The sequence below is a fragment of the Xylophilus sp. GW821-FHT01B05 genome, from assembly GCA_038961845.1.
Lineage (GTDB): Bacteria > Pseudomonadota > Gammaproteobacteria > Burkholderiales > Burkholderiaceae_C > Xylophilus.
In genome coordinates this window covers 2,308,965-2,333,376 of the sequence record CP152408.1, presented here as the reverse complement: position 1 = coordinate 2,333,376, position 24,412 = coordinate 2,308,965, and the positions used below count along the sequence as shown (strand labels likewise).

Here is a 24,412-nt window from a genome sequence, read left to right as displayed (position 1 = left end):
CAGCGTCTGTAGCACGTGCCTGGTGGCGCCCCCGCCGTCCCGCAGCCAGGCGTTTGCCCGCTGAGTACGGCCTGCAACCCAGCCCCAACAGGCCCAACCTATGAAAATCGCTCAAGAAATCCGCGCCGGCAACGTGATCATGCACGGCAAGGACCCGATGGTCGTCCTCAAGACCGAATACAGCCGCGGCGGCCGCAACTCTGCCACCGTGCGCATGAAGCTCAAGAGCCTGATCGCCAACTTCGGTACCGAAGTGGTGTTCAAGGCCGACGACAAGATGGACCAGATCGTGCTGGAGAAGAAGGACTGCACCTACTCCTACTTCGCCGACCCGATGTACGTCTGCATGGACAGCGAATACAACCAGTACGAAGTCGAAGCCGAGAACATGGGCGACGCGCTCAACTACCTCGAAGACGGCATGGCTGTTGAAGTGGTGTTCTACGACGGCAAGGCGATTTCGGTCGAACTGCCGACCAGCGTCGAGCGCGAAATCACCTGGACCGAACCCGCCGTCAAGGGCGACACGTCCGGCAAGGTGCTCAAGCCCGCCAAGATCGCCACCGGCTTCGAAGTGCCGGTGCCGCTGTTCGTCTCGCAAGGCGACAAGATCGAAATCGACACCCGCACCGGCGAATACCGCAAGCGTGTCTGAGGCCCGGCCTCTTCGCACAAAAGGCTCCTTCGGGAGCCTTTTTTTACGCCTGCATCAGCCCGGTCAGGCGGGGCCGTCTCCGGCCGGCCCGCGTTGAAGGGCGGCGCCTGGGCGTATTCCAGCGTCGATGCCGGCGGTCAACACATGGCCGTCGCGCGCCACGGCCTGATCAGAGATCAGGAATCAGCCGCTTGCCCAAGCTCACCGCTTCGTCCTGGGCATAGCCCAGCCGGCGGTAGAAATCGAGCACGGCGGTATTACCGGTGCGCACCTGCAGGTTGATCTTGGGGCAGCCACGCTCGATCAACAGACGCTCGGCCTCGGCCATCAGGCGCCGGCCGATGGACAGGCGCTGCCGGCCGGGCGCCACAGCAAGGTAGTAGACCCAGCCGCGGTGGCCGTCGAAGCCGACCATGGCCGTGCCCACCAGTACCTCGCCCTCGACCGCAGTCAGGAACAACTCGGGCTGCTCAGTCAGCTTGCGGGCGATGTCCTTGTGCGGATCGTTCCAGGGCCGCACCAGGCCGCAGGCCTGCCACAAGGCCACCACGGCGGCCTCGTCGGCTGGGGCATAGGGCCGCAGCGATACGTCTGGGGCCAGCATGCTCAGGGCTTGAGCAGCGTCTTCAGCACGTTCTGCAGCCGGCGCGCGCTTTGCGCGTCGCTGGCACTGGCCAGCACCTTGGCAGCGTCCTCACCCCAGGTCTGGGCCGGGGACGGCGCGTTGCGGCGCGTGAGCAACTGCAGTTGCAGCATGCGGCGCGCACTGAGGTGGTCGGCCGGCGACGGCACTTCGGCGGCCATCTCCAGGCGCAGCAGCGCTTCTGCGGCATCGCCCTTGTCTTGCGGCGCGGCGCCCAGTGCCTGGGTCCAGGCGCTGCGCGTGGCCGGGCTGACGCGGTTGCCCAGCTCTTGCGCGCTCGGGATGGCGGCGGCGTCGCGCTTGTCCCAGGCGTCGAGCAGATGCGTCAGGGCTTCGCCATGGGCCTGGGCCGCGAGCTTGCGCAGCGTGGCCTGGGCGTGTTCGAGCGCATCGCGCTGGGCGCGGAAGGCGGTGTCGCCCAGGCGCGGGCCACGGTCTTCGCGCTCCGGGCGATCGCCAAAGCGGCCACCGCGATCGTCCGGGCGCCCCGGGCGGCCGGCGTCGCGCGGGCCACTGCTGCGGCCATCGCGGCTGTCACGGCGATCGCCGAACTTGCCGCCACGGCCGGGCACGGCCGGCTCGGCCTTGCGCATGCCGGGGCGGTCGTCGCCACGCACTGCCACCACGGGCTTGGGCGCTGGCTTGGGGGCGGCAATCGGTGCCGGAGCTTCTGCAGCGGCAGCGTCGGGCGCTGCGGCATCGGGCTCGGCCGTTGCTTCACCTTCTATAGCAGCCTGCCCTTGCTCCGCCTGGGCTTCAGCCGGTTTTTGTGATTTTTCTTCACCCGCAGCCGTAACGGCGGCAGCCGCAGCGGCTTGGCCGCGCAGGGCGGCGTCAAGCGCGGCCATGGCGGCGCGGATCTTCTGGGCGTCGCCGCCCGCATTGGCGGCTTCCAGCGCCTTGGAGGCGTCGAGCACCACGCGGTCGTGTTCGCTCAGCGCGGTGGTGGCGCGTTCACGCTCGGAGGTCTTGCGGTTGAAGGCCTCGTCAATGGGTTTGCGGAAGGCGTCCCAGAGCTTCTGCTCCTGGCGGCGGTCCAGCGGCACCGATTGCGCCTCGGCCTGCCAGCGTTGCTGCAGCGCCTTGACGGCGTCGATGCGCAGCATGGGCGCGGCGCCAATGACGGTGGCTTCTTCGATCATGGCGTGGCGCACGGCCAGGCTTTGCTTTTGTGCGGCTTCCAGCGGCGCGGCGGCGGCGGCGTGGGCTTCCTTCCAGAGCGGCTGGATTTCGGCAAAGGCCTTTTCGCCCAGGTGGCCGGCATCGCGCCAGCGGTCGGCAAACTGGTGCAGGCCACGGCTGAGCGACTTCAGGTCACCGCTGGCGGCCTGGGCGGCACCCCAGGCCTTGAGTTCTTCGATCAGCGCCAGGCGTTGGGCCTTGTGCTCGGCGGCGTCGGCCTTGACCTTCTCCAGCCAGGCCTCGACCACCTTGTGGGCTTCGTTGCAGGCTTCGTCGAAGCGCTTCCAGAGCGCGTGGTTGGACGGGCCGCCCTGGTCGGTCTGCTTCCATTGCTCGCGCAACTGGCGCAGGGTTTCCTGCATCTTGCGGCCACCCAGGGCCTGGCCGTCGGGGCGCTTGGTCAGGCCCTCGGCCTTGGCGACCAGCTCTTCGCGCAGCTGGTCGGCGCGCCAGCGCTGCCAGCCTTCGAGCTCACCGGCGGCCGACAGTGCGGCATTCACCTTGGCTTCGAGCGCCGGATCGATATGGCGCCCGTGTTCCTTCAGAACACCGCGCAGTGCACCAGCGGCGCCGGCGCTGGCCTTGCCATGGCCTTCGGCGGTTTCCTGCTCCAGCTTGGCGACGGCCTCGGCCACGGCCTTGCGGGCCTTGTCGCGCACGGCGGGGTCGATCATCTTGACGCGCGGGGCACGGGCGGCAGCGGGGGCGTCGCCAGGAGCGGCGCCATCCGCAGCGGCTTCACGCGCCGGGCCACCACGTGCCAGCGACAGCTCTTCGGCCCAGACCGGTACCGGCGGCAGCGGCGCGGCGGCGTCGGCGGCTGCGGCACTGGCTTGTGCAATGGCGGCCTGGAAGGCGTCCCAGACCACCAGCAGTTGGGCCTTGGAGGCGTCGAGCTGCGGCGGGAACTTGGCTTCCACGCTGGGCCAGGCGGCGTCGCCCGCGATGGCGGCGGCCTGCTCTTGCCAGTGGCCGATGTCGGCGCTCAGCGTGCCCAGCGCGGCCTCGGCGTCGCGCCAGGGCTTGGTGGACAGCACTTCGATGCGCTGGGCCAGCAGCACGGCGGCTTCGCGCTGCACTTGCACGCGGTTCTGCAGGTCTTCGATGACCTTGACGCGGTCGGCCAACTGCACCTTGAGCGCGGCCAGCGGCTCGCGGCTGAGCGGCGCGCCAGCCTTGGCGGCATCACGCTGCCAGGCCAGGGCGTCGGCGATGTTGAGCTTGGATGCCTCCAGCAGCACGCGGGCCTTTTCGGCCCATTCGGCGGCGATGACTTCCTGGCCCTTGGCGCGCTTGATCTCGTCGAGCTTCTCGCGCAGGGGTTTGGCGGCGCCCTTGTCGCGCACGCTCAGTTCCTTGAAGACTTCCTGGATTTGCTCGGCCGAGGGTTGGCGCGTAAGCCACTCGCGCACGCGCGAGGCGCGCTCGCCCGAGGTAGCTGCCGAGAAGGCGCCACCCGTCAACGCGTCCAGCGGATGCGCTTCAGGGGCAGCCTTGGCCGGGGTCGGATTCACGTCGGATGCGTCGGACATTTTGTTGCGGGAGGAAAAAGGAAACATGGGAATGAGGAAGGGCGCACCAGGCGCCACTGCGCCGCAAAGCGCGGGGGAAAACACGGCCACGGGCCCGTGGCCGGCCGCCGCCGATGTGGCGGGGCAAAGGCGCTATTTTCACCGCCTTTTGGCCCGGCCCGTGAAACCCTCAAATAGAGAGGCTTGCCAGCCCCCTCAGCGCGTGGCCAGACTCAGCTCCGCATGGGGTGTGAAACCGTTCGCATCGGCCACCCGGCGCGGTGCGCCGACAAACAGCCGCTCGATGGCCACGCCCTGCTGGGCCAGGTAGTCGCGCACCGCCGTACCGCGCTGCACGGCCAGGGTTTGCAGGCCGTCGTCGCTGACATCGATCTGTGCCAGCAGCATGCGCTCCATCTCTTCCTGGGGCAGCGACTTGGCCATGCCGATCAGGTTGCGCGGCTTGTCCGGCAGCTCGGTGCGGTCGTAGAGCTTGCGCAGCAGCTCGGGGGCCTCCTCGGGCGTGACGCTGATGTCGGCCGCCGACGGCACCGCCTGCTGCCCCGGTGCCTGGCGCAGGCCGCGGCGCTTTTCCTGGCGCAGCAACTGCTGCAGCCGCACGCGGCGCACGCCGTCGGCCTCGGCCTCGCGGCTGACGGTGCCGGTGACGGTCAGGCGCAGGCCCGGGCGCTCGGTCAGCGCCTTGGCGACCTTGGCCAGGTCTTCCTTGGCCGCGGCCGACAGTTCGGCGCTGCCGGGCGCAAACGGCACATTGGATGCCTGCTCGGCACCACCGCCCCCGCCCAGAGCGCTGGAGAGCAGCGAGAAGGGCGAGGTCACCGCACGCACGATCAGGTTGACCAGCGCCTTGAAGATCACCGGCGCCAGGCTGAACTGCGGGTCGTTGAGCGAGCCGCTGATGGGCAGATTCAGGTCGATCACGCCGTTGCGGTCGGCCAGCAGCGCGGCCGCCAGGCGCACCGGCAGGCTGGTGGGTGCGCCGTCGACCTGCTCGCCAAACACCAGTTGGCGCAGCACGATCGAGTTCTGTGCCGTGAGCTGGCCGTCGGGCTGTATGCGATAGGCCACGTCTACGTCCATCTTGCCGCGCTCAATGCCGTGGCCGGCGTACTTCACTGAATAAGGAGACAGCGGCGGCAGCTCCAGGTCGCGCACCTTGCCCTTGATGTCCAGCGCCAGCGGCTTGACAAGCGGATTGAGCTGGCCGCTGATGTCCAGCGATGCCGTGCCCTCGGCCTTGCCACGCAGCTCCAGGTCGGCCATGGCCGGCGCGGCGCCGCCTGCGGGCCGCTCGGAAGAGAAGCCGCCGAGCTGGCCTTGCAGCTCGCTCAGGTTGGCGCTGTAGGAAGGCTTCACAAACTGATCAGAAAACTGCACCTGGCCGTTCACGAAGCGCGTGGGGCCGATGTGCACGATCGGGGCAAGAGAAGGCTTTTCAGCATCATTTTGGCCTCTAGCCCTTTCTGCACCTGGGCTACCAGCTACAGAAACAGGAGCATTCGGCGTTTGCTTCACCACATCCTGCAGGTTGATGCGGCCAGTCGGGTCAATGGCGATGCGGGCAAAGAAGTCGCTCCAGGTCGTGGCCTTCACGTCCACCTGCAGCGCGCTGCCAGGCTTGGAGCTGGCAGAGACGCCGCGCAGGTCCAGCGTCTTCCAGCCCAGCAGCGAAGACGCGCTGCCGGAGAAAGCCCCCGCCGAAAGCATGCCGCGCGACGAGGGGCCGGCCGGGCGCACCTGGGACGCCGGCGCGGTGGCCGGCGCGAGTGGCGCCGCGCTCAGGATGCGGGTGTCTTCCAGCAGCGCATCGCCCTGCACCTGCCAGGCGGGGCCGCGCGCCTCGTCGGCATAGCGCACCTGGCCGGTGAAGCCCACGTCGGCGCGGGCGACCTGCACATTGAGCAGGTCGCTGAAGTAGGAATCAAAAGCCTGCAGCGGTAGCTGCTTGGCCTCGACCCGGCCCTCCAGCGCAAGCGGCATCAGCGCCGCCGTGCCACGCAGGTGCAGCGAGCCCCCACGCGCGGCTGAGCGCCGGCCGCGCGCCGACGCGGCGTCGGCAGCTTCGGCCACGCGCGCCGTCAGCTCCACTGGCGACGGCGCCGCGCCCTTGGCCAGCGGCAGCGCCAGCTTGGCCAGGGACAGCTTGAGTTCCGTCAGGTCCACCGCGACCGGCTGCGGCCGGCCCGCATCGCGGAAGCGCACCACGCCCTGCGACACCTCCAGCGCGGCCAGGTTGATGGTCCACGGCGCCTCGGCCTTGACCTTGGCGGCAGCGGCGGCGGCCGGGGCTGCTGCCGCTGGCGGCAGCCAGTCCTCGAACATCCAGTGGCCCTGCGCGTTGCGGGCGACATCTATCTGTGGCGCGGTCAAGGCCACCTGGGGCAGCAGCACGCTGCGCCGGGCCGTGTCCACCTTGGTGCCGTCGAGCTGCAAACGGCCCAGGCCGGCCAGGGCCTTGCCGCCCTGCTCCAGCGCCAGCTTGTCCAGGCTCAGCGTCTTGGCCTCGACCGTGGCGCCATCGGGCGTCCAGGCCAGCGCCAGTTCGGTATCGAGCATGCCGCCCAGCGTCGGCTTCAGGTAGGGCTTGAGATAAGGCGCCGCCCAGGCCAGCGGCAAGCCGGCCAGCTTGGCCGTGACATGGCCGCCATCCAGCGCCACCTCGCCCTGCGCGGCCAGGCGCGCACCGGCGGCCGGGGCCACCGCGCCACGGCCCTTGGGGGCGGGCGCGTCTGGGCCGCTGAGTTGGGCTTCGAGCTGGACCGGCACCGGCTTGCGCAGCGGCCAGGCCAGGTCCTTGAGCGTGAACTGGACGTCGTGCAGGCGCAGCGGGCGAGTCGCGCCAACGGCGGCGTCGGTCCAATCCACCGCGCCGTCGCGCACCTGGGCCTGGGCCAGCGTGATGGCCCAGGGGGCAGGTGCTGGTGCGCCTGCGGCGGCAGGCGCTGCGGGCGCGGGCGCCGACGGCGCCGGCATGCCGGCAATACGGCCATCCGCCAGGCGGCGCAGTTGCACGCGCGGGCCCACCAATGCGATCTGGTCTATCGCCACTTCCTGCGCCAGCGGGCGGACATGGGCCAATTGCACGTCCAGTTGCTCGGCCTGCAACAGCGGCGCGCCCTGCCCGTCCACCGCCGCCAGCCGGTGTGCCGTGACCCGGCCACGGATGTCGAGCGTCGTGGCCTCGGGTCCGGCCGCCTGGGCAAACGCAAACTGCAGGTCTGCGTCCAGCACACCCGCCGTCAGGCGCACCGGCAGGCCAGCGGGCCAGTAATCCAGATAGGGCGCCAGGTCCAGGCCCTGGAAGCGCAGCGTGGCCTCGCCTTTGCGTACCTCGGCAAAGGGCGTGGCCTGCGCCGCGCTGTCAAAACGGCTGCCGTCGAGCGTGAAGGCCAGGCGCGGCTGCGCCGCTTGATCGCGCTCGCGCTCCAGGCTGCTGAGCAGGGGCAGGCTCAGGGCCATGTCGCGCACCTGGTGCAGGCGGCCGCGGTCGTTGACATCCACCGCGCCGGCACTGAGCTGCACGTCGTGCAGCGCGAACTTCACCGGGGCCGAATCCGGGTCCTTGGGCGCGGCCGCCACACGGGCCAGGATGTCGTCTATGTCGTAATGCCCCCCGCCCGTGTGGGCGAGGCGCAGGTACGGGGAATCGATGCGCAGGGTGTTGATCACCGGCGCCAGGTGCAGCAACGAGGACGGCGCGATGCGCACCCGCAGATGGCTGACGGTGAGCTGCGGCGCGGCTTCTGGCTGGGCGCCGGCCACCGCCAGGTCCTGCAGGGACAGCTCGAAGCGCCAGGGCCGGAAGATGATGCGCCCGGCCGTGATCGCGCGCCCCAGATGCGCCTCGCCCTGCACCTGCATCTGGTGCCGCACCAGTTTCGGCACGCCCCACCAGGCCAGGGCCAGCAGCACGCACAGCGCAGCCAGGACATAGCCGGCAGCCCGCAGGCAGCGCAGGGCCATGGGAACGGAAGGACGCCATTTCATGGCAGCAGGCTCACGCATGGGCAGGGAATCCGGTGAAAGTGGCAGGCACGCCGGCGAAATGAAAAGGCCAGCAAAAAGCCCGGTCGGGAGGCTTGAAACCTGACCCGCCGGGCTCGACGGCGGGCATAAAACCCATGGCCGTCTGGTGTCGCATGAGGGAGGGACAAGTCCCCCATGCGCAGGGGGCAAGAGATTGCCCCCAGGAGGGACCGGCGCTCTGCCGCGGCAAGCCCTTGAAGAGGCCAATCGCGGCGTCCTGCCGGTAAAGCGTCCGATGGCTCGGACGGCTGGAAGATAGCAAAGCTGCGGGAGGGCTTCAAAGCGGATTTTTCAATGGTGCGCCAGCACATCATTGCCTCTTTCATTCGGAAACATCAGTGTTACAGCATTGTCCCGCACCCAGCGGCAGACCTTGTTTCCGAGCTGTTTCAAATTGCAGTTATGACATAAAGGGACATTTCTTTATGCTTGACTTGATATTTGGAAGCCTCCTAGAATCCGCCCGCTCCCGAGTCCGGGACCCTTAACCCGCTGCCGACCCAACGGCTAAGTCGATTCGTCGCCCCTCAACCAACCCCTGCCGCTGCTGCAGGCCTGGCGCGAATCCGATGGCGACCCAATCCAAACGAGGATCCCTTTCCACGAAGTTCGTGTCTGACGCGCAGCTTCCACTGGATGGGTTTCTTGCGTAGAAAGGAACAGCTATGACAGCGTCAGGAAGAGTGGCCAAGGCCCTGCGAACTTTTACCGCAGATGTCGCCGAGGGCTTCTTCGAAATCACGCACAACAGTTTTGCCCTGCTGGGCCTTGTACTGGTTTTTGCCGTCGTCACGCTCACTGTGCGTGCCGATCTGCGCGAGACCAGCGAGGCCCATTTGATGGGCTGGCTGGAGGCCCGCAAGGTCGAAATGATCGGGCTGCCGATCCAACGCGATGCCGTAGAGCGCGCGACGGCAGCCAACCCCAAGGAACTGCCCAAGGCGCAGGCGGCTGTGGCCTATTGGCTCAGCAAGAAGTACCGCGTGGCGCCCGAGCCCATCAGTGCGCTGGTGGTCGAGGCTTTCGAGACCGGTGCCCGCACCAAGCTCGACCCGACCCTGATTCTGGCCGTGATGGCGGTGGAATCGGGCTTCAATCCGTTTGCGCAAAGCCCCGTGGGCGCGCAGGGCTTGATGCAGGTGATGACCCAGATCCACACCGACAAGTACCAGAACTTTGGCGGCCAGATGGCGGCCTTCGATCCGGTGACCAACCTGCGCGTGGGCGTGAAGGTGCTGCAGGAATGCATCGCCCGCGCCGGCTCGCTGGAAGGCGGCCTGCGCCACTACGTGGGCGCGGCCAACCTGCCCGACGACGGCGGCTACGCCGCCAAGGTGCTGGCCGAGCACAGCCGCCTGCGTGCCGTTGCCAGCGGCAAGTCGGTACCGCTCAATTCGCCCATGGTGACGCCGCCGCCCTCCAGCACCACGCCGCCCCCGTCGCTGCAGGTCACGGCACCGCCCGCCCCCGCCGCTGCCAGCAAGATCGTGGCACTGGCCGGCGACGAGGTGGATGCACTCGGCGCACGCTGAGCCTCTGCTGCAGTCATGCGCTAAAATCCCGCAGGTACGCGACTGGCGATAGGCGCGGCGAGCGCCTTCAACGGGCTTCGCTGCCGCTGACGTGGAACAACCGCAGGGCCCGCGCCCTCGACAACCACTGGGAAGCGTACCGCCCGGCTGCCTGCCGGCTTATTTTTCTGCAGGCACCGGAGTGTTTCAGCCGTTCGCCTGGGCAGCCCTTGTTTTCAAAGCAGGGACCATCGTCTTTCAGGACTGCCGCATGTACCACCGCAACCTCCTCGTCGAGCAAATCGACCCCGAAGTCTTTGCCGCCATCCAGGCAGAGAACGCACGCCAGGAACACCACATCGAGCTGATCGCGAGCGAGAACTACGCCTCGCCAGCCGTCATGTGGGCCCAGGGCACGCAGCTCACCAACAAGTACGCCGAGGGCTATCCCGGCCGCCGCTACTACGGTGGTTGCGAGCACGTGGACGTGGCCGAGCAGCTCGCCATCGACCGCGTGAAGCAGCTCTTCGGTGCCGACGCCGCCAACGTGCAGGCGCACTGCGGCGCCTCCGCCAACGAGGCCGTGTTCCTGGCCTTCCTCAAGCCTGGCGACACCATCATGGGCATGAGCCTGGCCGAAGGCGGTCACCTCACGCACGGCATGCCGCTGAACATGAGCGGCAAGTGGTTCAACGTCGTGTCCTACGGCCTGAACGACAAGGAAGAGATCGACTACGACGCCATGGAGCGCAAGGCCCACGAGTCCAAGCCCAAGCTGATCGTGGCCGGTGCATCCGCCTACAGCCTGCGCATCGACTTCGAACGCTTCGCCAAGGTGGCCAAGGACGTAGGCGCGATCTTCATGGTCGACATGGCGCACTACGCCGGTTTGATCGCCGCAGGCGTCTACCCCAACCCGGTGCCGCATGCCGACGTGGTCACCTCCACCACCCACAAGAGCCTGCGCGGCCCACGCGGCGGCATCATCCTGATGAAGGCCCAGCACGAGAAGGCGATCAACAGCGCCATCTTCCCCGGCCTGCAAGGCGGCCCGCTGATGCACGTCATCGCCGCCAAGGCCGTGGCCTTCAAGGAAGCACTGCAGCCTGAGTTCAAGGTTTACCAGCAGCAAGTGGCCAAGAACGCGCAGATCGTTGCCGAGACGCTCACGCAACGTGGCCTGCGCATCGTCAGCGGCCGCACCGAAAGCCACGTGATGCTGGTCGACCTGCGCGCCAAGGGCATCACCGGCAAGGAAGCCGAAGCCGTGCTGGGCAGCGCCCACATGACGATCAACAAGAACGCCATCCCGAACGACCCGGAAAAGCCGATGGTCACCAGCGGCGTGCGCGTCGGCACCCCGGCCATGACCACCCGCGGCTTCAAGGACGAAGAAGCGCGTGCCACGGCCCACCTGATCGCCGACGTGCTCGACAACCCGCGCGACCCGGCCAACATCGAGGCAGTGCGCGCCAAGGTACACGCCCTGACCAGCCGTTTCCCCGTCTACGGCTAATCCAGCACCATGAAGTGCCCGTTCTGTGCCCACCCGGATACGCAAGTCGTCGAGACCCGGGTGGCCGAGGACGGGACTTCGGTGCGCAGGCGCCGCCAGTGCGGTGCCTGCGACAAGCGCTTTACCACCTATGAACGGCCGGACGTCAGCCTGCCTGCGCTGGTCAAGAAAGACGGCCGGCGCGTGGACTACCGGCGCGAGAAGCTGCGCGCCTCCATGAACCTTGCGCTGCGCAAGCGGCCGGTGGGCGTGGAGCAGGTCGATGCAGCAGTGGAGCGCATCGAGGAAACCCTGCTCTCCCTCGGCCTGCGCGAGCTGCCGTCCAGCCGCATCGGCGAACTGGTGATGCGCGAATTGAAGCGGCTCGACAAGGTCGCCTACATCCGCTTTGCCAGCGTCTACCGCAGCTTCGAGGATATCGACGAGTTCAAGACACTGGTCGATGAAGTGCGGCGCTAGGAGCCTGTCGGGCTTGGAACGTCGAAAGCGAAAATCGGCCCCAGCGAGGACAGTTTTTGCCGGATTTGCAGACCCATAGCACAGCTATGGGACAAAAAGACGGTGAAAAATGGACCGCTGCGGTCGATTTGCAGCCGACGCTTTCCAAGCTCGACAGGCTCCTGGGCCGCGCATGGCAGGCACGGTCCCTGCGTGCGATAGTGGCTGATCAGCCTGCCTTCGCGCCCTGCGCTCCCCATGACGCCTGCCTCTCTGCTTCCCCTGCTGCGCCGCCTCTGGGCGCGGGACACCTTTGTCTACAGCCTGCGCGTCTTTATCGCGCTCAGCACCGTCATGACGCTGTGCTGGACACAGGGGCGCATGGAGCTGGTGATGCCGGTGTTCCTGGGCATCATTGCCTGCGCGCTGGCCGAGACCGACGACAACTGGCTGGGGCGGCTGCGTGCGCTGCTGGTCACGCTGGGCTGCTTTGGCGCGGCCGCGTTTGCGGTGCAGTGGCTGTTCCACCACCCATTGCTGTTTGCGCTGGCACTGCCGCTGGCGGCGTTCTGCCTGACCATGCTGGGCGCCATAGGCGAGCGCTACCGCGCCATCGCACAGGCCACCCTGATCCTGGCGCTCTACAGCGCCATTGGCACCGAGCACCTGGCCGCCGGCAGCACGCCGACCTGGCAAGAGCCGGCGCTGCTGTTGTCGGGCGCGGCCTGGTACGGCCTGCTGTCGGTGCTGTGGGCCGCCCTGTTCGCCCACCAGCCGGTGCAGCAGAACCTGTCCCGGCTCTACCAGGTGCTGGGCGACTACCTGCGGCTGAAGTCCACGCTGTTCGAGCCGGTGCGCGGCATCGACGTCGAGCGCCGCCGCATTGCGCTGGCGCGGCACAACGGCGAGGTGGTGCAGGCGCTCAATGCGGCCAAAGAGAGCCTGTTTCGCCGCCTGGGCAGCACGCCGCCGGGGCGCCGCATGGGGCGCTACCTGAGCCTGTACTTCATTGCCCAGGACGTGCACGAGCGCGCCAGCTCCTCGCACGAGGCCTATGGCGAGCTGACGGATGTGTTCTTCCACAGCGATGTGATGTACCGCTGCCAGCGCCTGCTGGCCCTGCAAGGCGGCGCCTGCGAGGACCTGGCCGAGGCGATCCGGCTGCGCCAGCCCTTTGAGAAGCGCGGCGGCAGTCTGCAGGCCATGGCCGACCTGCGTGCCGCCATCCAGCACCTGCGCCAGCAGCCCGCCCCGGATGCCGACGGCGTGCGCTGGCGGCGCCTGCTGCGCTCGCTGCAGGCGCTGGCCGACAACCTGACGGCGTTGGACACGCAGCTGGCCAGCGCCAGCCGCCCGCCCGCGCAAGATGCGCAGCGCGACAGCAGCCTGTTCGATCGCTCGCCGCGCACCGTGCGCGATGCGCTGGAGCGCGTGCGCGCGCAGTTCACCTCAAGCTCGGCCCTGTTCCGCCATGCGCTGCGGCTGGCGCTGGCCTTGGCTGCGGGCTTTGCCGTGCTGCACCTGATCCATGTGCGGCAGGGCTACTGGATTCTGCTGACCACGCTCTTCGTGTGCCAGCCCAACTACGGCGCCACACGGCTGCGCATGGTGCAGCGCGTGGCCGGCACCATTGGCGGGCTGGTGACGGGCTGGGCGCTGCTGCAGCTATTCCCCAGCCTGCTGCTGCAGTCGGTGTTTGCGGTGGTGACCGGCATTGCCTTCTTCGCCACGCGCAAGACGCGCTATGCCTTTGCCACGGGCGCCATCACCCTGCTGGTGCTGCTGGGCTTCAACCAGGTGGGCAACGGCTATGACCTGATCGTGCCGCGCCTGGTGGACACGGTGGCTGGCGCTTTGATTGCCGGCATAGCGGTGTTCTTTGTGCTGCCCGACTGGCAGGGACGCCGGCTGGAGAAGATCGCGGCCCAGGCGATTGCCGCCAGCGCGCGCTACCTGCAAGAGATCATGGCGCAGCACGGCAGCGGCAAGCGCGACGACCTGGCCTACCGGCTGGCGCGGCGCAACGCCCACAACGCCGATGCCGCCCTGTCCACGGCCCTGGCCAACATGGTGCAGGAGCCGAGCTTCTTCTACCGCGGGGCCGAAGCCGGCATCCGCTTCCTGGTGCAGTCACACACCTTGCTGAACTATGTATCGGCGCTGGGCGCGCATCGCCACGCGCTGCCGGGTGATACCGGCCAGGCGCTGGTCGGGCGCACCGCCGGCTTCCTGGCGGGCTCGCTCGCGGACATTGCCCAGCACTTGGCCTCGCACCAGGCGCCTGCGCTGGAGGATGCCGAGGCGCTGGAACTGGCGCAGGCCCTGGAGCAGTTGCCAGAAGAGGCGGACGAAGCCAGCCGCCGCATGCAGATCCAGTTGGCGCTGATCTGCCGCCAGATGGGCCCGCTGCGCGTCTGGGCGGCCAGGCTCGCGGCGCCGCCTGCAGCAGTCCCGGCTACCGCGCCGCGCTGACCGGCGGCACCGCCAGCACCACGTCGCCGCACTGGGCGCGGTGGCGCAGGGCGTGCTCCATGACCACCAGCGCCAGCAGCGCCTCGGCGATCGGGGTGGCGCGAATGCCCACGCAGGGGTCGTGCCGGCCCTTGGTCACTACTTCCACCGCCTGGCCGTGGATGTCGATGGAGTTGCGCGGGCTGATGATGGAGCTGGTGGGCTTGATGGCAAGCGCAACCTCCAGATCCTGCCCGGTGCTGATGCCGCCCAGCACGCCGCCGGAATTGTTGCTGTCAAAACCCTCAGGCGTGATCGAGTCGCCGTGCGTGGTGCCGCGCTGGGTCACGCTGGCAAAGCCGGCGCCAATCTCCACACCCTTGACCGCGTTCAGGCCCATCATGGCGTGGGCGATGTCGGCGTCGAGCTTGTCGTACAGCGGCTCGCCAAGGCCCACCGGCATGTTGTGCGCGGTGACGCGCAGGCGGGCGCCGCAGGAGTCACCGGCCTTGCGCAGCGCGTCCATGTAGTCCTCCAGCGCCGACACGTCGGCCACCGGGGCGAAGAAGGGGTTTTCGCTAACGTGGCGCCAGTCTTCGAACGGGATCACGTGGTCGCCGATCTGCGTCATGCAGCCGCGAAACACCACGCCGTAGCGCTGCAGCAGCCATTTGCGCGCCACGGCACCGGCGGCCACGGTGGGCGCGGTGAGGCGTGCGGAAGAGCGGCCGCCACCGCGCGGATCACGAATGCCGAACTTGTGCCAGTAGGTGTAATCGGCATGGCCGGGGCGAAAGCTCTGGGCGATGGCCGTGTAGTCCTTGCTGCGCTGGTCGGCATTGCGGATCAGCAGCGCGATCGGGGTGCCGGTGGTTTTGCCTTCGTAGACGCCGGAGAGGATCTCCACCGCGTCGGGCTCGTTGCGCTGGGTGACGTGCCGGCTGGTGCCGGGGCGGCGACGGTCCAGCTCGGGCTGGATGTCGGCCTCGGACAGCTCCATGCCGGGCGGGCAGCCGTCGATGACGCAGCCTATGGCCGGGCCGTGCGATTCGCCGAAGTTGGTGACAGAGAAAAGGGTGCCAATGGTGTTGCCGCTCATAGGGCGGCGATTATCCCATCGGCCTCGCTCATCCGGCCGCGCCGGCCAATTGCGGCAGCGCACGCGGCTGCGGCACCGCGATGTGCTGGGCCGGCAGCAGGTCGCCGTCGCGCAGTTGGAAGACGCCGACCATCTCCGTCATCTGCGCCGACTGCTCGCGCAGGGCCTGGGCGGCGGCGGTGGCCTCTTCGACCAGGGCCGCGTTCTGCTGCGTCATGCGGTCGAGCTGGGCCACGGCCTGGTTGACCTCGCCTATGCCCGTGGCCTGCTCGGTGGTGGCAGCCACGATCTCTTCCATGATGTCGCTCACGCGGTGGATGGCGCCGACGATCTCGCCCATGGTGCTGCCCGCGGTCTGCACCAGGGAAGCGCCGGCCTCCACCTTGTCGCCAGAGGCGCCGATCAGGCGCTTGATCTCTTTGGCGGCCTCGGCGCTACGCTGGGCTAGGCTACGCACTTCGCTGGCGACCACCGCAAAGCCACGGCCCTGCTCGCCGGCGCGCGCGGCTTCTACCGCAGCATTCAGCGCCAGGATGTTGGTCTGGAAGGCGATGCCATCGATCACGCCAATGATGTCGGTGATCTTGCGCGAGGCTTCGGTGATGGCCTGCATGGTGCTGACGACCTCGCCCATCACCGCGCCGCCGCGCGACGCCGCCTCGGAGGCCGAGCCCGCCAGCAGGCGCGCCTGGCGGGCCGCGTCGGCATTCTGGGCCACGGTGCTGGTCAGGTGCTCCATGGAGGATGCGGTCTGCTGCAGGCTGCTGGCGGTCTGCTCGGTGCGCAGGCTCAGGTCCTGGTTGCCGGAGGCGATCTCACGGGAGGCGGTGGCGACGTTGTCGGTGGCGCCGCGCACGCCGCCCACCACTTGCGCCAGGAAGGCGTTCATCTGGCCCAGGGCGCGCTGCAGCTCGCCGAACTCGTCGCGCCGCGTGCTGGCGATCTGCTGCGTCAGGTCGCCGGACGCAATGGCCTGCGCCAGGCCCACCGAGCGCGCCAGCGGGTCGCGGATGGAGCGCACCAGCAGCGCCGCAACGCCCATGCCCAGCAAGACCACCACCAGCGCGCCGATGCCGCCGGCCATGGCCAGGCGCTGGCCGGTGGCAGCGGCCTCGGCCGTGACGGCTTCGGAACGCTCCTGGCGGATGCGCACGTAATCCTGGATGGCGCCAAGGTAGGCGTGGGCAGCGGGCTGGTAGGCGCCCTGCAGCTTGGCAGCCACCACGGAGCCGTCGCCGGACTCCTGAGCCTCTAGCAGGATGGCGGTTTTCTCATGCAGGGTGACGGCGATCTTGTCGATCTTGTCGAGCTGGGCGCGGCCGACTTCGGTGTCTTCGGCGGCGCCGAGCTGCTCGCGGAACTTGAGCACGGCGGCAGCGGTTTGCGTCTGCTCGTCCTTGAACATGTCGGCCACCGTCGGGTCGGCGCTCAGCGCGCCGGCCATGGTCTTGGCGATGCTGGTCTCCGACATACCGCGCCACTGCAGCGCCTTGGCGATCAGCTCGTGCTGGCGCGAGGCCTCATGGGCGGCCTCGGCATTGCGGGCCTGGGCTTGCCAGTAGGTCAGTGCGGCAATGGCCAGCATGGCGGCCAGCAGCAAGACGATGGCTCCCCAGACCTTGCGGGCGACACGCATGTTTTCGAAGAAGCTCACGATGTGGATCCGTCCTGTGGCAAGTGGAGCCGACGGCTCCCATGCAGATACAGCAAGAGGCGTACCTGCATGGACTTATCGGCCAAAAGCGGCGCGACTTTACGCGCCGGCGTGCGGCATGGGCCAATGCCAAAGAAAAACAGGCTTATACACAATATGCATAAGCCTGTTGCGCATGCAGATAAGCGTCAGTTGGGCTCTTCTGCGCCTTCGGGCCAGTCGCGGATGTAGGCCTTGAGCATCTTGTTCTCGAAGTTCTGGCTGTCCACCACGGCCTTGGCGACGTCGTATAGGCTGATGACGCCCATCAGCACCTTCTGGTTCATCACCGGCATGTAGCGCGCGTGGCGGTCCAGCATCATGCGGCGCACTTCGTCCAGTTCGGTCTCGGAGGTGCAGGTGAGCGGGTGGTCGTCCATGGCGGAGCGGACCAGCGTGGTGCCGATGCTGCCGCCGTTCTTCACGATGCTCTGGATGACTTCGCGGAAGGTGAGCATGCCCACCAGATCGCCCAGCTCCATCACGACCAGCGAGCCAATGTCGCGCTCGGACATGATGCTCACGGCCGTGGCAAGCGGCTCGTCAGGGGTGACGGTGTAGAGCGTATTGCCCTTGACGCGCAGGATGTCGCTGACTTTCATGGGGGGTCTCCGTGGGGGTGGCGCCGATTGAATATAGCCCACAATCATCCAGATTCCACCCGCCAGCGCGTAGCCGCAAGCGGGTACAAACCAGGAGACTGCATTGCCCGGCTATTCCGACCCCGGTTTCGACACGCTTGCGCTGCACGCGGGCGCCTCGCCCGACCCCGCCACCGGCGCGCGTGCGGTGCCGATCCACCTCACCACGTCCTTTGTCTTCGAGTCCAGCGACCATGCGGCGGCGCTGTTCAATCTGGAGCGCCCGGGGCATGTGTATTCGCGCATCAGCAACCCGACCAATGCGGTGCTGGAGCAGCGCGTGGCGGCGCTGGAGGGCGGTGTTGGCGCGATTGCCACGGCCAGCGGCCAGGCGGCGCTGCATCTGTCGGTGGCCACGCTGATGGGCGCGGGCAGCCACATCGTGGCGTCGACGGCGCTGTATGGCGGTTCGCAAAACCTGCTGCACTACACGCTGCGGCGCTTTGGCATCGATACCACTTTTGTGAAGCCAGGCGACATTGACGGCTGGCGCGCGGCGATCCGGCCCAACACCAAGCTGCTGTTTGGCGAGACGGTGGGCAACCCGGGGCTGGATGTGCTGGACATCCCCACGGTGAGCGCCATTGCGCACGAGGCCGGCGTGCCGCTGCTGGTGGATTCGACGCTGACCTCGCCCTATCTGGTGAAGCCCTTCGAGCTGGGTGCGGATTTGGTCTACCACTCGGCCACCAAGTTTTTGTCGGGCCACGGCACCGTGATTGGCGGCATCGTGGTGGATGCGGGCAGCTTTGACTGGGAGGCGTCGGGGCGCTTCCCCGAGCTGACGGCCGCCTATGACGGCTTTCATGGCATGACCTTCAGCGAGGAGTCGACCGTAGGCGCCTTCTTGCTGCGCGCGCGACGCGAGGGCCTGCGCGACTTTGGTGCCTGCATGAGCCCGCACACCGCCTGGCTGATCCTGCAGGGCATAGAGACGCTGCCGCTGCGCATGGAGCGGCACATGGCCAATACCGAGCGCGTGGTGGAATTCCTGGCCAGCCACCCGCTGGTGGCGCGCGTGGGCCACCCGCTGCTGGAATCGCACCCCAGCCATGCGCTGGCCCAGAAGCTGCTGCGCTTTGGCGCGCGCGGGGCGGGCTCGGTGTTCAGCTTTGACATCAAGGGCAACCGTGAGCAGGGCAAGAAATTCATCGAGACGCTGCGCATCTTCAGCCACCTGGCCAATGTGGGCGACTGCCGCTCGCTGGTGATCCACCCGGCCAGCACCACGCACTTCCGCATGAGCGACGAGGCGCTGGCCGGCGCTGGCATTGCGCAGGGCACGATCCGCCTGTCGATTGGCCTGGAAGACCCGGCCGACCTGATCGACGACCTGAAGCGCGCCCTGAAAGCCGCAGAAAAGGCAGGCGCCTGATGCAGATCGACGTTCTGGGCCACAGCAGCTATTGCTACACCGGCGGCAAGCCCTTCGACCCGGCCAAGCCGACCGTCGTGTTTTTGCACGGCGTGCTCAATGACCACAGCGTGTGGATCTTGCAGACGCGCTACCTGGCGCACCACGGCTGGAACGTGCTGGCGCCAGACCTGCCCGGCCACTGCCGCAGCGCCGGCGCGCCGCCCGCCAGCGTGGAAGACGGCGCGGCCTTTGTGCTGGCGCTGCTGGATGCGCTGGGCGTGGCGCGCGCGGCGCTGGTGGGGCACAGCTTTGGCTCGCTGATCGCGCTGGAGGCGGCTGGCCGCGCGCCGGAGCGCGTGTCGCACCTGGCGCTGGTCGGCACCGCCTTCCCGATGCCGGTGTCGCCGGCCTTGCTGCAGGCCTCGCAAGACGCGCCGCTCAAGGCCATCGACATGGTCAACACGTTTTCGCATTCGATGCTGGCGCCGCCGCCCTCCACGCTGGGGCCGGGCACCTGGCTGTATGGCGGCTCGCGCGCGCTGATGCGGCGTGTGCTGCACAGCAACCGCAAGGCCAACGTGTTTCACACCGGCTTCAGCGCCTGCAACAACTACCGCGCGGGCGAAGAGCGCATGGCCCAGGTGCGCTGCCCGGTGCTGTTTGTGCTGGGCGAGCAAGACCAGATGACGCTGCCGCGCATGGCCGAGCCGCTGGTGCGCGCGGCGGCCAACGCCACGGTGGTGCGCCTGCCCACCGGCCACGCGCTGATGTCGGAGGCGCCCGACGGCGTGCTGTTTGCGCTGCGGGACTTTTTAAAATAGATAGCAGCATGCCCAGGTGCAACCTGCATTTCAGGCATAAAACTACCTGAAGTGCAGGATATACGCCGGCTTACAGCTCCTATATCTATAGCACCTCTTCCAGCCGCAAGCGGGACAACTGGGCCTTCTCCCACAGGTGCCCCACCGCCAACGCACGCGGCAGCAAGAGCCTGTGCACCAGCGGCGCGAGCGGCGTGCGCGCCGGGTCGGCCAGCAGCACATTGCGCGACGGGGTGTCGTCGCCCTCCTCCCGCAGTTGGCCGGTCCAATCGAGCGCGCTCAGGGTTTCCAGCACCGGCTGCAGTTGCAGCGCATCCACCTTCAGCGCCTGCGCCAGCTCCACCGTGGTACGGCCCGCAACGCCGGCCTGCTGCGCCGCGCGCAGTTGCTGCAGCACCTCGATCGCCAGCTGAAACTGCCAGCCGTGCGCGCCGGCACGCCGCGCCACGCCGGTCAGCAGGCTGGGCAAATAGGCCGTCACCACCGCGCCCAGCAGCACGATGACCCAGGCCACATAGACCCAGACCAGCATGATCGGCACCGCCGCAAACGCGCCGTACATCACCGAGTAGGTCGGCACCGCCTTGATGTACAGGCCCAGCAGCTTCTTGGCCGCCTCGATGCCGATCGCCACGAACAGGCCGCCGACCCAGGCGTGGCTCCATTTCACGCGCGTGTTGGGCACGTAGTGGTAGAGCGCGGCCATGCCGGCGGCCAGCAGCACAAATTCCACCGAATCCAGCAGCAGCCGCAGCCCGCCCGGCAGGCCCGCCACCACGTCGCGCGACTGCGACACCGCAAACGAGGTGATGGACAGGCTCACGCCCAGCACCAGCGGCCCGAGCGTGATCGCGGCCCAGTAGATCAGCACCCGCTGCCCCAGCGGGCGCGGCCGGCGCACGCGCCAGATGGCGTTCAGCCGCTGGTCGATGGTGAGGATCAGCGCCAGCGCCGTGATCAGCAAGAAAGACAGCCCCACCACCCCGAGCCGGCTGGCCTTGCTGGCGAACTGGGTCAGGGAGCCCAGCACCTGGCGCGCAATGCCCTCGGGCACCAGGCTGGCCACCAGCCAGTGCTGCAACTGCTCTTGCACCTGGCGAAACATGGGGAAGGCGGTGAACACCGCCAGCGCCACCGTGAAGAAGGGCACCAGCGCCAGCACCGTGGTGAAGGTCAGGCTGCTGGCGGTGAGCGCGAGCTGGTCTTCGCGGAAGCGCTCGCGCAGCGTGAGCGCGGTCACGCGCCAGGGGAAATGGGATAGGTCGTGCAGCAGCGCCTCGACCCGTGCCCGCAAGGCATTCGGCAGGGCTGCGCGCAAATGGTTGAGAGGCGGGGGCGCAGACATGGTCCCGTATGATGCCATCGCCATGATGACCCCCACCCCTCCCGTACACCAGGCCGTGCGCCGCACCCGCTGGCTTGCCGTGGGCAGCCTGCTGGGCCTGATCGTGCTGTCGCTGGCGTGGGAACTGGTGCTGGCGCCGCTGCGGCCGGGCGGCTCGTGGCTGGCGCTGAAGGCGCTGCCGCTGTGCATTCCGCTGGCGGGCCTGCTCAAGCACCGCATGTACACCTATCGCTGGGTGAGCCTGCTGGTGTGGCTGTACTTTACTGAGGGCGTGGTGCGCGCCTGGGGCGACCCGGCGCCGGGCAACTGGCTGGCGCTGATCGAGATCGCGCTGTGCCTGCTGCTGTTTGTGGCCTGCGCGCTGCACGTGCGGCTGCGCCTGCGCCACGCGCGGCAGGCCGCGGCCAGCGCCGCTAGCCTCCCGGCGTAATGCCCGGGTAGCGGCACAGCGCCGCCGCCTGCGCCACGATGGCCGCGCGAAACACCTGCGCCGCCGGCGACAGCGAACGCCGTGGCCGCCGCAGCACCACCACCTGCCGCGTCACCTGCGGCTCGGCCAGCGGCTTGAAGCCCAGGCCCTGCAGCACTGGGTGCTGCGCAATCAGCGCCGGCACCAGCGCCACACCCAGGCCCTGGCTGATTGCCTGCTGCAGCAAGACCGTGTTGGACACGCGCAGCGCCGGCTCCAGCACGCTGGCCGGCATGCCGGGGGCGGCACTCAGCAGCTCGTGGATCGCCGTGTCGGTGGTGTAGCCGACAACGGTGTGCTGCGCCAGTTGCGCAGCCAGCAGGCGGCGCCGGCGTAGCAAGGGCTCGTCGGGCAAGGCCAGCAGGCCCATCACATCGCGCAGCAACGGCTCGGCCTCCAGGTGGCGCGCGCCGGCATGCCAGCCGCCTACGCCGAAATCTGCCAGGCCTTCGCGCACCCAGCGCACCACGGCATCACCGCCCTCCTCGTGCAGCGCCACCCGCACGCCGGGATAGGCCTGGCGCAGCGCTGGCAAACAGGGCATGACGATAGTGGCCAGCACCGAGGGCGCGGCGACGATGCGCACCTCGCCCTCCTGCAGCGAAGACAAGTCGCCCATGCGGCGCATGCCCTGCTCCAGCGTCTCCAGCGCGGCCAGCACGTCCTGCAAGAACACCGCGCCGCCTTCGGTCAGCCCCACGGTGCGCGTGGTGCGGTCCAGCAGGCGCAGGCCCACCGACTCTTCCAACTGGCGGATCGACTCCGACAGCGCCGACTGCGTGATGAACAGCCGCCGCGCCGCCGCCGCAAACGAGCCGCAGCCCGCCACCTCGGCAAAAGCGCGCAACTGGCGCAGGCTCACATTGTTCGGAAATACCCGCATAAACCTTCGAATTCTTCAAATTGCTGCAAGTCTAGCCCGGCGGTAAGCTTGGCCGATCTGTGATTGGAGACACCATGATTCCCGCCCTGCTAGAAGCCCTGCGCACCATCGTTGGCGATGCCCACGTGCTGACCCACCACCACGACCCCGCCATCGACCTCGCCGCCTGGGAGCAGGACTGGCGCAAGCGCGTGCGCGGCAAGGCGCTGGCCGTGGTGCGCCCTGGCAGCACGGCCGAAGTCGCCGCCGTGGTCAAGGCCTGCGCCGCCGCCAACACGTCCCTGGTGCCACAAGGCGGCAACACCGGCCTGGTGGTGGGCGGCACGCCCGACGGCAGCGGCACGCAGGTGGTGCTGAGCCTGACCCGCCTGAACAAGGTGCGCGCGGTCGATGCCGCCAACCTCACCATGACGGTAGAGGCCGGCTGCATCCTGCAAAACTTGCAGGACACGGCCGAGAAAGCCGGCCTGCTGTTCCCCCTGAGCCTGGCCGCCGAAGGCAGCTGCACCATTGGTGGCAACCTGGCCACCAACGCCGGCGGCACCCAGGTCGTGCGCTACGGCAACGCGCGCGAGCTGTGCCTGGGCCTGGAAGTGGTCACCGCCCAGGGCGAGATCTGGGAAGGCCTGACCGGCCTGCGCAAGGACAACACCGGCTACGACCTGCGCGACCTGTTCATCGGCAGCGAAGGCACGCTGGGCGTCATCACCGCCGCCACCATGAAGCTCTACCCGCAGCCCGCCGCCTCGCTCACCGCCTGGGCCGCCGTGCCCTCGCTGGAGCACGCAGTGACGCTGCTCGGCCTGGCGCACAAGCAGCTCGGCGCGGGCCTGACCGGCTTCGAGGTGATGGGCCAGTTCGCGCTGAGCCTGGTCGGCAAACACATGCCGCAGCTGCGCGTGCCCTTCCTGGGTGACGAGGCCTCGCCCTATTGCGTGCTGCTGGAAAATGCCGACAGCGAATCCGAAGAGCACGCGCGCCAGCGCTTCGAGCAGTTGCTGGAAACCGCCTTCGAACAAGGCTGCGTCAGCGACGCGGTAGTGGCAGAGAACCTCACGCAAGCGCACCAGCTCTGGCATGTGCGCGAAAGCATCCCGCTGGCGCAGGCCGAGGAAGGCCTGAACGTGAAGCACGACGTCTCCATCCCGGTGTCGCGCATCCCCGAATTTGTCGCCACCACCGACGCCCTGCTGCAGCGCGAAATCCCCGGCGTGCGCCTGGTCAACTTCGGCCACCTGGGCGACGGCAACCTGCACTACAACGTGCAAGCGCCGGCCACGGGCGATGTGAAGGCCTTCCTGCGTGACTATGAAGAGCGCGTGAACATGCTGGTCTATGAGTCGGTGGCGGCCTTTGACGGCTCGATCTCGGCCGAGCACGGCGTGGGCGAGCTGAAGGTCGACAAGCTGCCGCACTTCAAGCCCGCCGTGGCCCTGGACATGATGCGCGCCGTCAAGCGCGCGCTGGACCCGGAGAACCTGCTGAATCCGGGGCGGGTCGTGCGCATATAATATGCGCATATTTTTTGGAGAACTGCCATGCTGCAATTCGACAAAGCCCCCAAGAAAGCCACCAACCTTTCGCTCAACGCCAAGACGCTGGAGATGGCGCGCGAGCTCGGCATGAACGTCTCGCAGACCGTCGATGCCTTGCTGGCCGAAGAAGTAAAACGCCGCTATTGGGAGCAGTGGAACGAGCGCAACAAGGGCGCCGTCGCCGCGCACAACGCGCGCATCGCCCAGCATGGGCTGCCGTTGGCCAAGTACCGCAGCTTTGGCCACTCGCTGGGTGATGGCCGCGAAGACGGCGAAGACGCCGCCTGACATGCCGCGCTTCGACGTTTACGCCAACCCCGACAGCAGCGAGAAGAAGCAGATTCCCTTCTTCCTCGACGTGCAGAACGGCCACCTGGACGGCCTGAGTACACGCGTGGTGGTGCCCCTGTGGTCGGCCGAGCTCTTGCCCGTTCGCGCCGAGGGCCTGCACCCCGAATTCGAGGTGGCGGGCCAGCGCGTGGTGATGGACACCCCCTCCATTGCCGCCGTGCCTGCAGCCATCCTGCGCCGCGTCGTGGACAATCTGGCGGCACAGCAGTTGAGCGTCCAGAACGCGCTCGACACCCTCTTCGGGAGCTACTAAGCGGGCAGCCG

At 68.2% G+C, this 24,412-nt stretch carries 19 protein-coding genes and 1 riboswitch; of the genes, 11 read left to right on the top strand and 8 right to left on the bottom strand.

What is annotated here, in order from left to right; translation table 11 throughout:
- The first annotated feature begins 100 nt into the window (after positions 1–100).
- The gene (gene efp, locus AAFF27_10895; protein XAH25663.1) at positions 101–655 is read left to right on the top strand and encodes an elongation factor P; all 555 of its coding nucleotides are present in this window, start codon (positions 101–103) and stop codon (positions 653–655) included.
- A gap of 169 nt (positions 656–824) precedes the next feature.
- Here efp and AAFF27_10890 read toward each other — a convergent pair whose 3' ends face one another.
- The 3 genes from AAFF27_10890 to AAFF27_10880 all read right to left on the bottom strand — a co-directional run bounded on the left by AAFF27_10890 (position 825) and on the right by AAFF27_10880 (position 7,999).
- On the bottom strand, positions 825–1,259 hold the full coding sequence (locus AAFF27_10890; GenBank protein XAH25662.1) for a GNAT family acetyltransferase: 435 nt from the start codon (positions 1,257–1,259) through the stop codon (positions 825–827).
- 2 nt (positions 1,260–1,261) lie between these two features.
- Positions 1,262–4,039 carry a DUF349 domain-containing protein gene (locus AAFF27_10885; protein ID XAH25661.1) on the bottom strand — a complete coding sequence of 926 codons (2,778 nt, stop codon included), beginning with the start codon at positions 4,037–4,039 and terminating at the stop codon, positions 1,262–1,264.
- Positions 4,040–4,207: 168 nt separating this feature from the next.
- Complete coding sequence (locus tag AAFF27_10880; protein ID XAH25660.1) at positions 4,208–7,999, bottom strand: DUF748 domain-containing protein; 3,792 nt, start codon at positions 7,997–7,999, stop codon at positions 4,208–4,210.
- A 704-nt stretch (positions 8,000–8,703) separates the two neighbouring features.
- Between AAFF27_10880 and AAFF27_10875 the strand changes: the two genes are divergently transcribed.
- From AAFF27_10875 to yccS, 4 genes are all read left to right on the top strand, one after another.
- Positions 8,704–9,570: a lytic transglycosylase domain-containing protein gene (locus tag AAFF27_10875; protein XAH25659.1), complete on the top strand. Its 867-nt coding sequence runs from the start codon at positions 8,704–8,706 to the stop codon at positions 9,568–9,570.
- 28 nt (positions 9,571–9,598) lie between these two features.
- Positions 9,599–9,781: riboswitch (ZMP/ZTP riboswitch) on the top strand.
- A 39-nt stretch (positions 9,782–9,820) separates the two neighbouring features.
- Positions 9,821–11,065 (top strand): serine hydroxymethyltransferase, encoded by a 1,245-nt coding sequence (gene glyA, locus AAFF27_10870; GenBank protein XAH25658.1) that lies wholly within the window; start codon positions 9,821–9,823, stop codon positions 11,063–11,065.
- 9 nt (positions 11,066–11,074) lie between these two features.
- Positions 11,075–11,524: a transcriptional regulator NrdR gene (nrdR, locus tag AAFF27_10865; protein ID XAH25657.1), complete on the top strand. Its 450-nt coding sequence runs from the start codon at positions 11,075–11,077 to the stop codon at positions 11,522–11,524.
- A gap of 237 nt (positions 11,525–11,761) precedes the next feature.
- Positions 11,762–13,975: a YccS family putative transporter gene (yccS, locus tag AAFF27_10860; protein ID XAH25656.1), complete on the top strand. Its 2,214-nt coding sequence runs from the start codon at positions 11,762–11,764 to the stop codon at positions 13,973–13,975.
- Here yccS and aroC read toward each other — a convergent pair.
- The 3 genes from aroC to AAFF27_10845 form a co-directional block, all read right to left on the bottom strand.
- Positions 13,959–15,053 carry a chorismate synthase gene (aroC, locus tag AAFF27_10855; protein XAH25655.1) on the bottom strand — a complete coding sequence of 365 codons (1,095 nt, stop codon included), beginning with the start codon at positions 15,051–15,053 and terminating at the stop codon, positions 13,959–13,961. The two genes, yccS and aroC, sit on opposite strands and share 17 nt — an antisense overlap.
- A 28-nt stretch (positions 15,054–15,081) precedes the next feature.
- The gene (locus AAFF27_10850) at positions 15,082–16,707 is read right to left on the bottom strand and encodes a methyl-accepting chemotaxis protein (GenBank protein ID XAH25654.1); all 1,626 of its coding nucleotides are present in this window, start codon (positions 16,705–16,707) and stop codon (positions 15,082–15,084) included.
- Between the two features lie 188 nt (positions 16,708–16,895).
- Entirely contained in the window at positions 16,896–17,348 is a 453-nt protein-coding gene (locus tag AAFF27_10845) for a CBS domain-containing protein (protein ID XAH25653.1), read from the bottom strand.
- A gap of 103 nt (positions 17,349–17,451) precedes the next feature.
- Between AAFF27_10845 and AAFF27_10840 the strand changes: the two genes are divergently transcribed.
- Entirely contained in the window at positions 17,452–18,762 is a 1,311-nt protein-coding gene (locus AAFF27_10840; GenBank protein XAH25652.1) for an O-acetylhomoserine aminocarboxypropyltransferase, read from the top strand.
- Positions 18,762–19,565, top strand: coding sequence for an alpha/beta hydrolase (locus AAFF27_10835; GenBank protein ID XAH25651.1), 804 nt, complete (start codon positions 18,762–18,764; stop codon positions 19,563–19,565). The genes AAFF27_10840 and AAFF27_10835 overlap by 1 nt, the downstream gene beginning before the upstream one ends.
- An 85-nt stretch (positions 19,566–19,650) precedes the next feature.
- On the opposite strand, the gene AAFF27_10830 is transcribed toward AAFF27_10835, so the two are convergent.
- Complete coding sequence (locus tag AAFF27_10830) at positions 19,651–20,910, bottom strand: YhjD/YihY/BrkB family envelope integrity protein (GenBank protein ID XAH25650.1); 1,260 nt, start codon at positions 20,908–20,910, stop codon at positions 19,651–19,653.
- 25 nt (positions 20,911–20,935) lie between these two features.
- On the opposite strand from AAFF27_10830, the gene AAFF27_10825 reads away from it, so the two are divergent.
- Positions 20,936–21,340: a DUF2069 domain-containing protein gene (locus AAFF27_10825; protein ID XAH26207.1), complete on the top strand. Its 405-nt coding sequence runs from the start codon at positions 20,936–20,938 to the stop codon at positions 21,338–21,340.
- Here AAFF27_10825 and AAFF27_10820 read toward each other — a convergent pair.
- On the bottom strand, positions 21,324–22,262 hold the full coding sequence (locus AAFF27_10820; protein ID XAH25649.1) for a LysR family transcriptional regulator: 939 nt from the start codon (positions 22,260–22,262) through the stop codon (positions 21,324–21,326). The two genes, AAFF27_10825 and AAFF27_10820, sit on opposite strands and share 17 nt — an antisense overlap.
- A gap of 74 nt (positions 22,263–22,336) precedes the next feature.
- Here AAFF27_10820 and AAFF27_10815 point away from each other — a divergent pair, with 74 nt between their 5' ends.
- From AAFF27_10815 to AAFF27_10805, 3 genes are read left to right on the top strand one after another with little or no spacing between them, the layout of a single operon-like run.
- Positions 22,337–23,773 carry an FAD-binding oxidoreductase gene (locus tag AAFF27_10815; protein XAH25648.1) on the top strand — a complete coding sequence of 479 codons (1,437 nt, stop codon included), beginning with the start codon at positions 22,337–22,339 and terminating at the stop codon, positions 23,771–23,773.
- Positions 23,774–23,800: 27 nt separating this feature from the next.
- The gene (locus AAFF27_10810; protein ID XAH25647.1) at positions 23,801–24,085 is read left to right on the top strand and encodes a type II toxin-antitoxin system CcdA family antitoxin; all 285 of its coding nucleotides are present in this window, start codon (positions 23,801–23,803) and stop codon (positions 24,083–24,085) included.
- Position 24,086: 1 nt separating this feature from the next.
- Positions 24,087–24,401 (top strand): CcdB family protein, encoded by a 315-nt coding sequence (locus AAFF27_10805; protein XAH25646.1) that lies wholly within the window; start codon positions 24,087–24,089, stop codon positions 24,399–24,401.
- Positions 24,402–24,412: the final 11 nt, after the last annotated feature.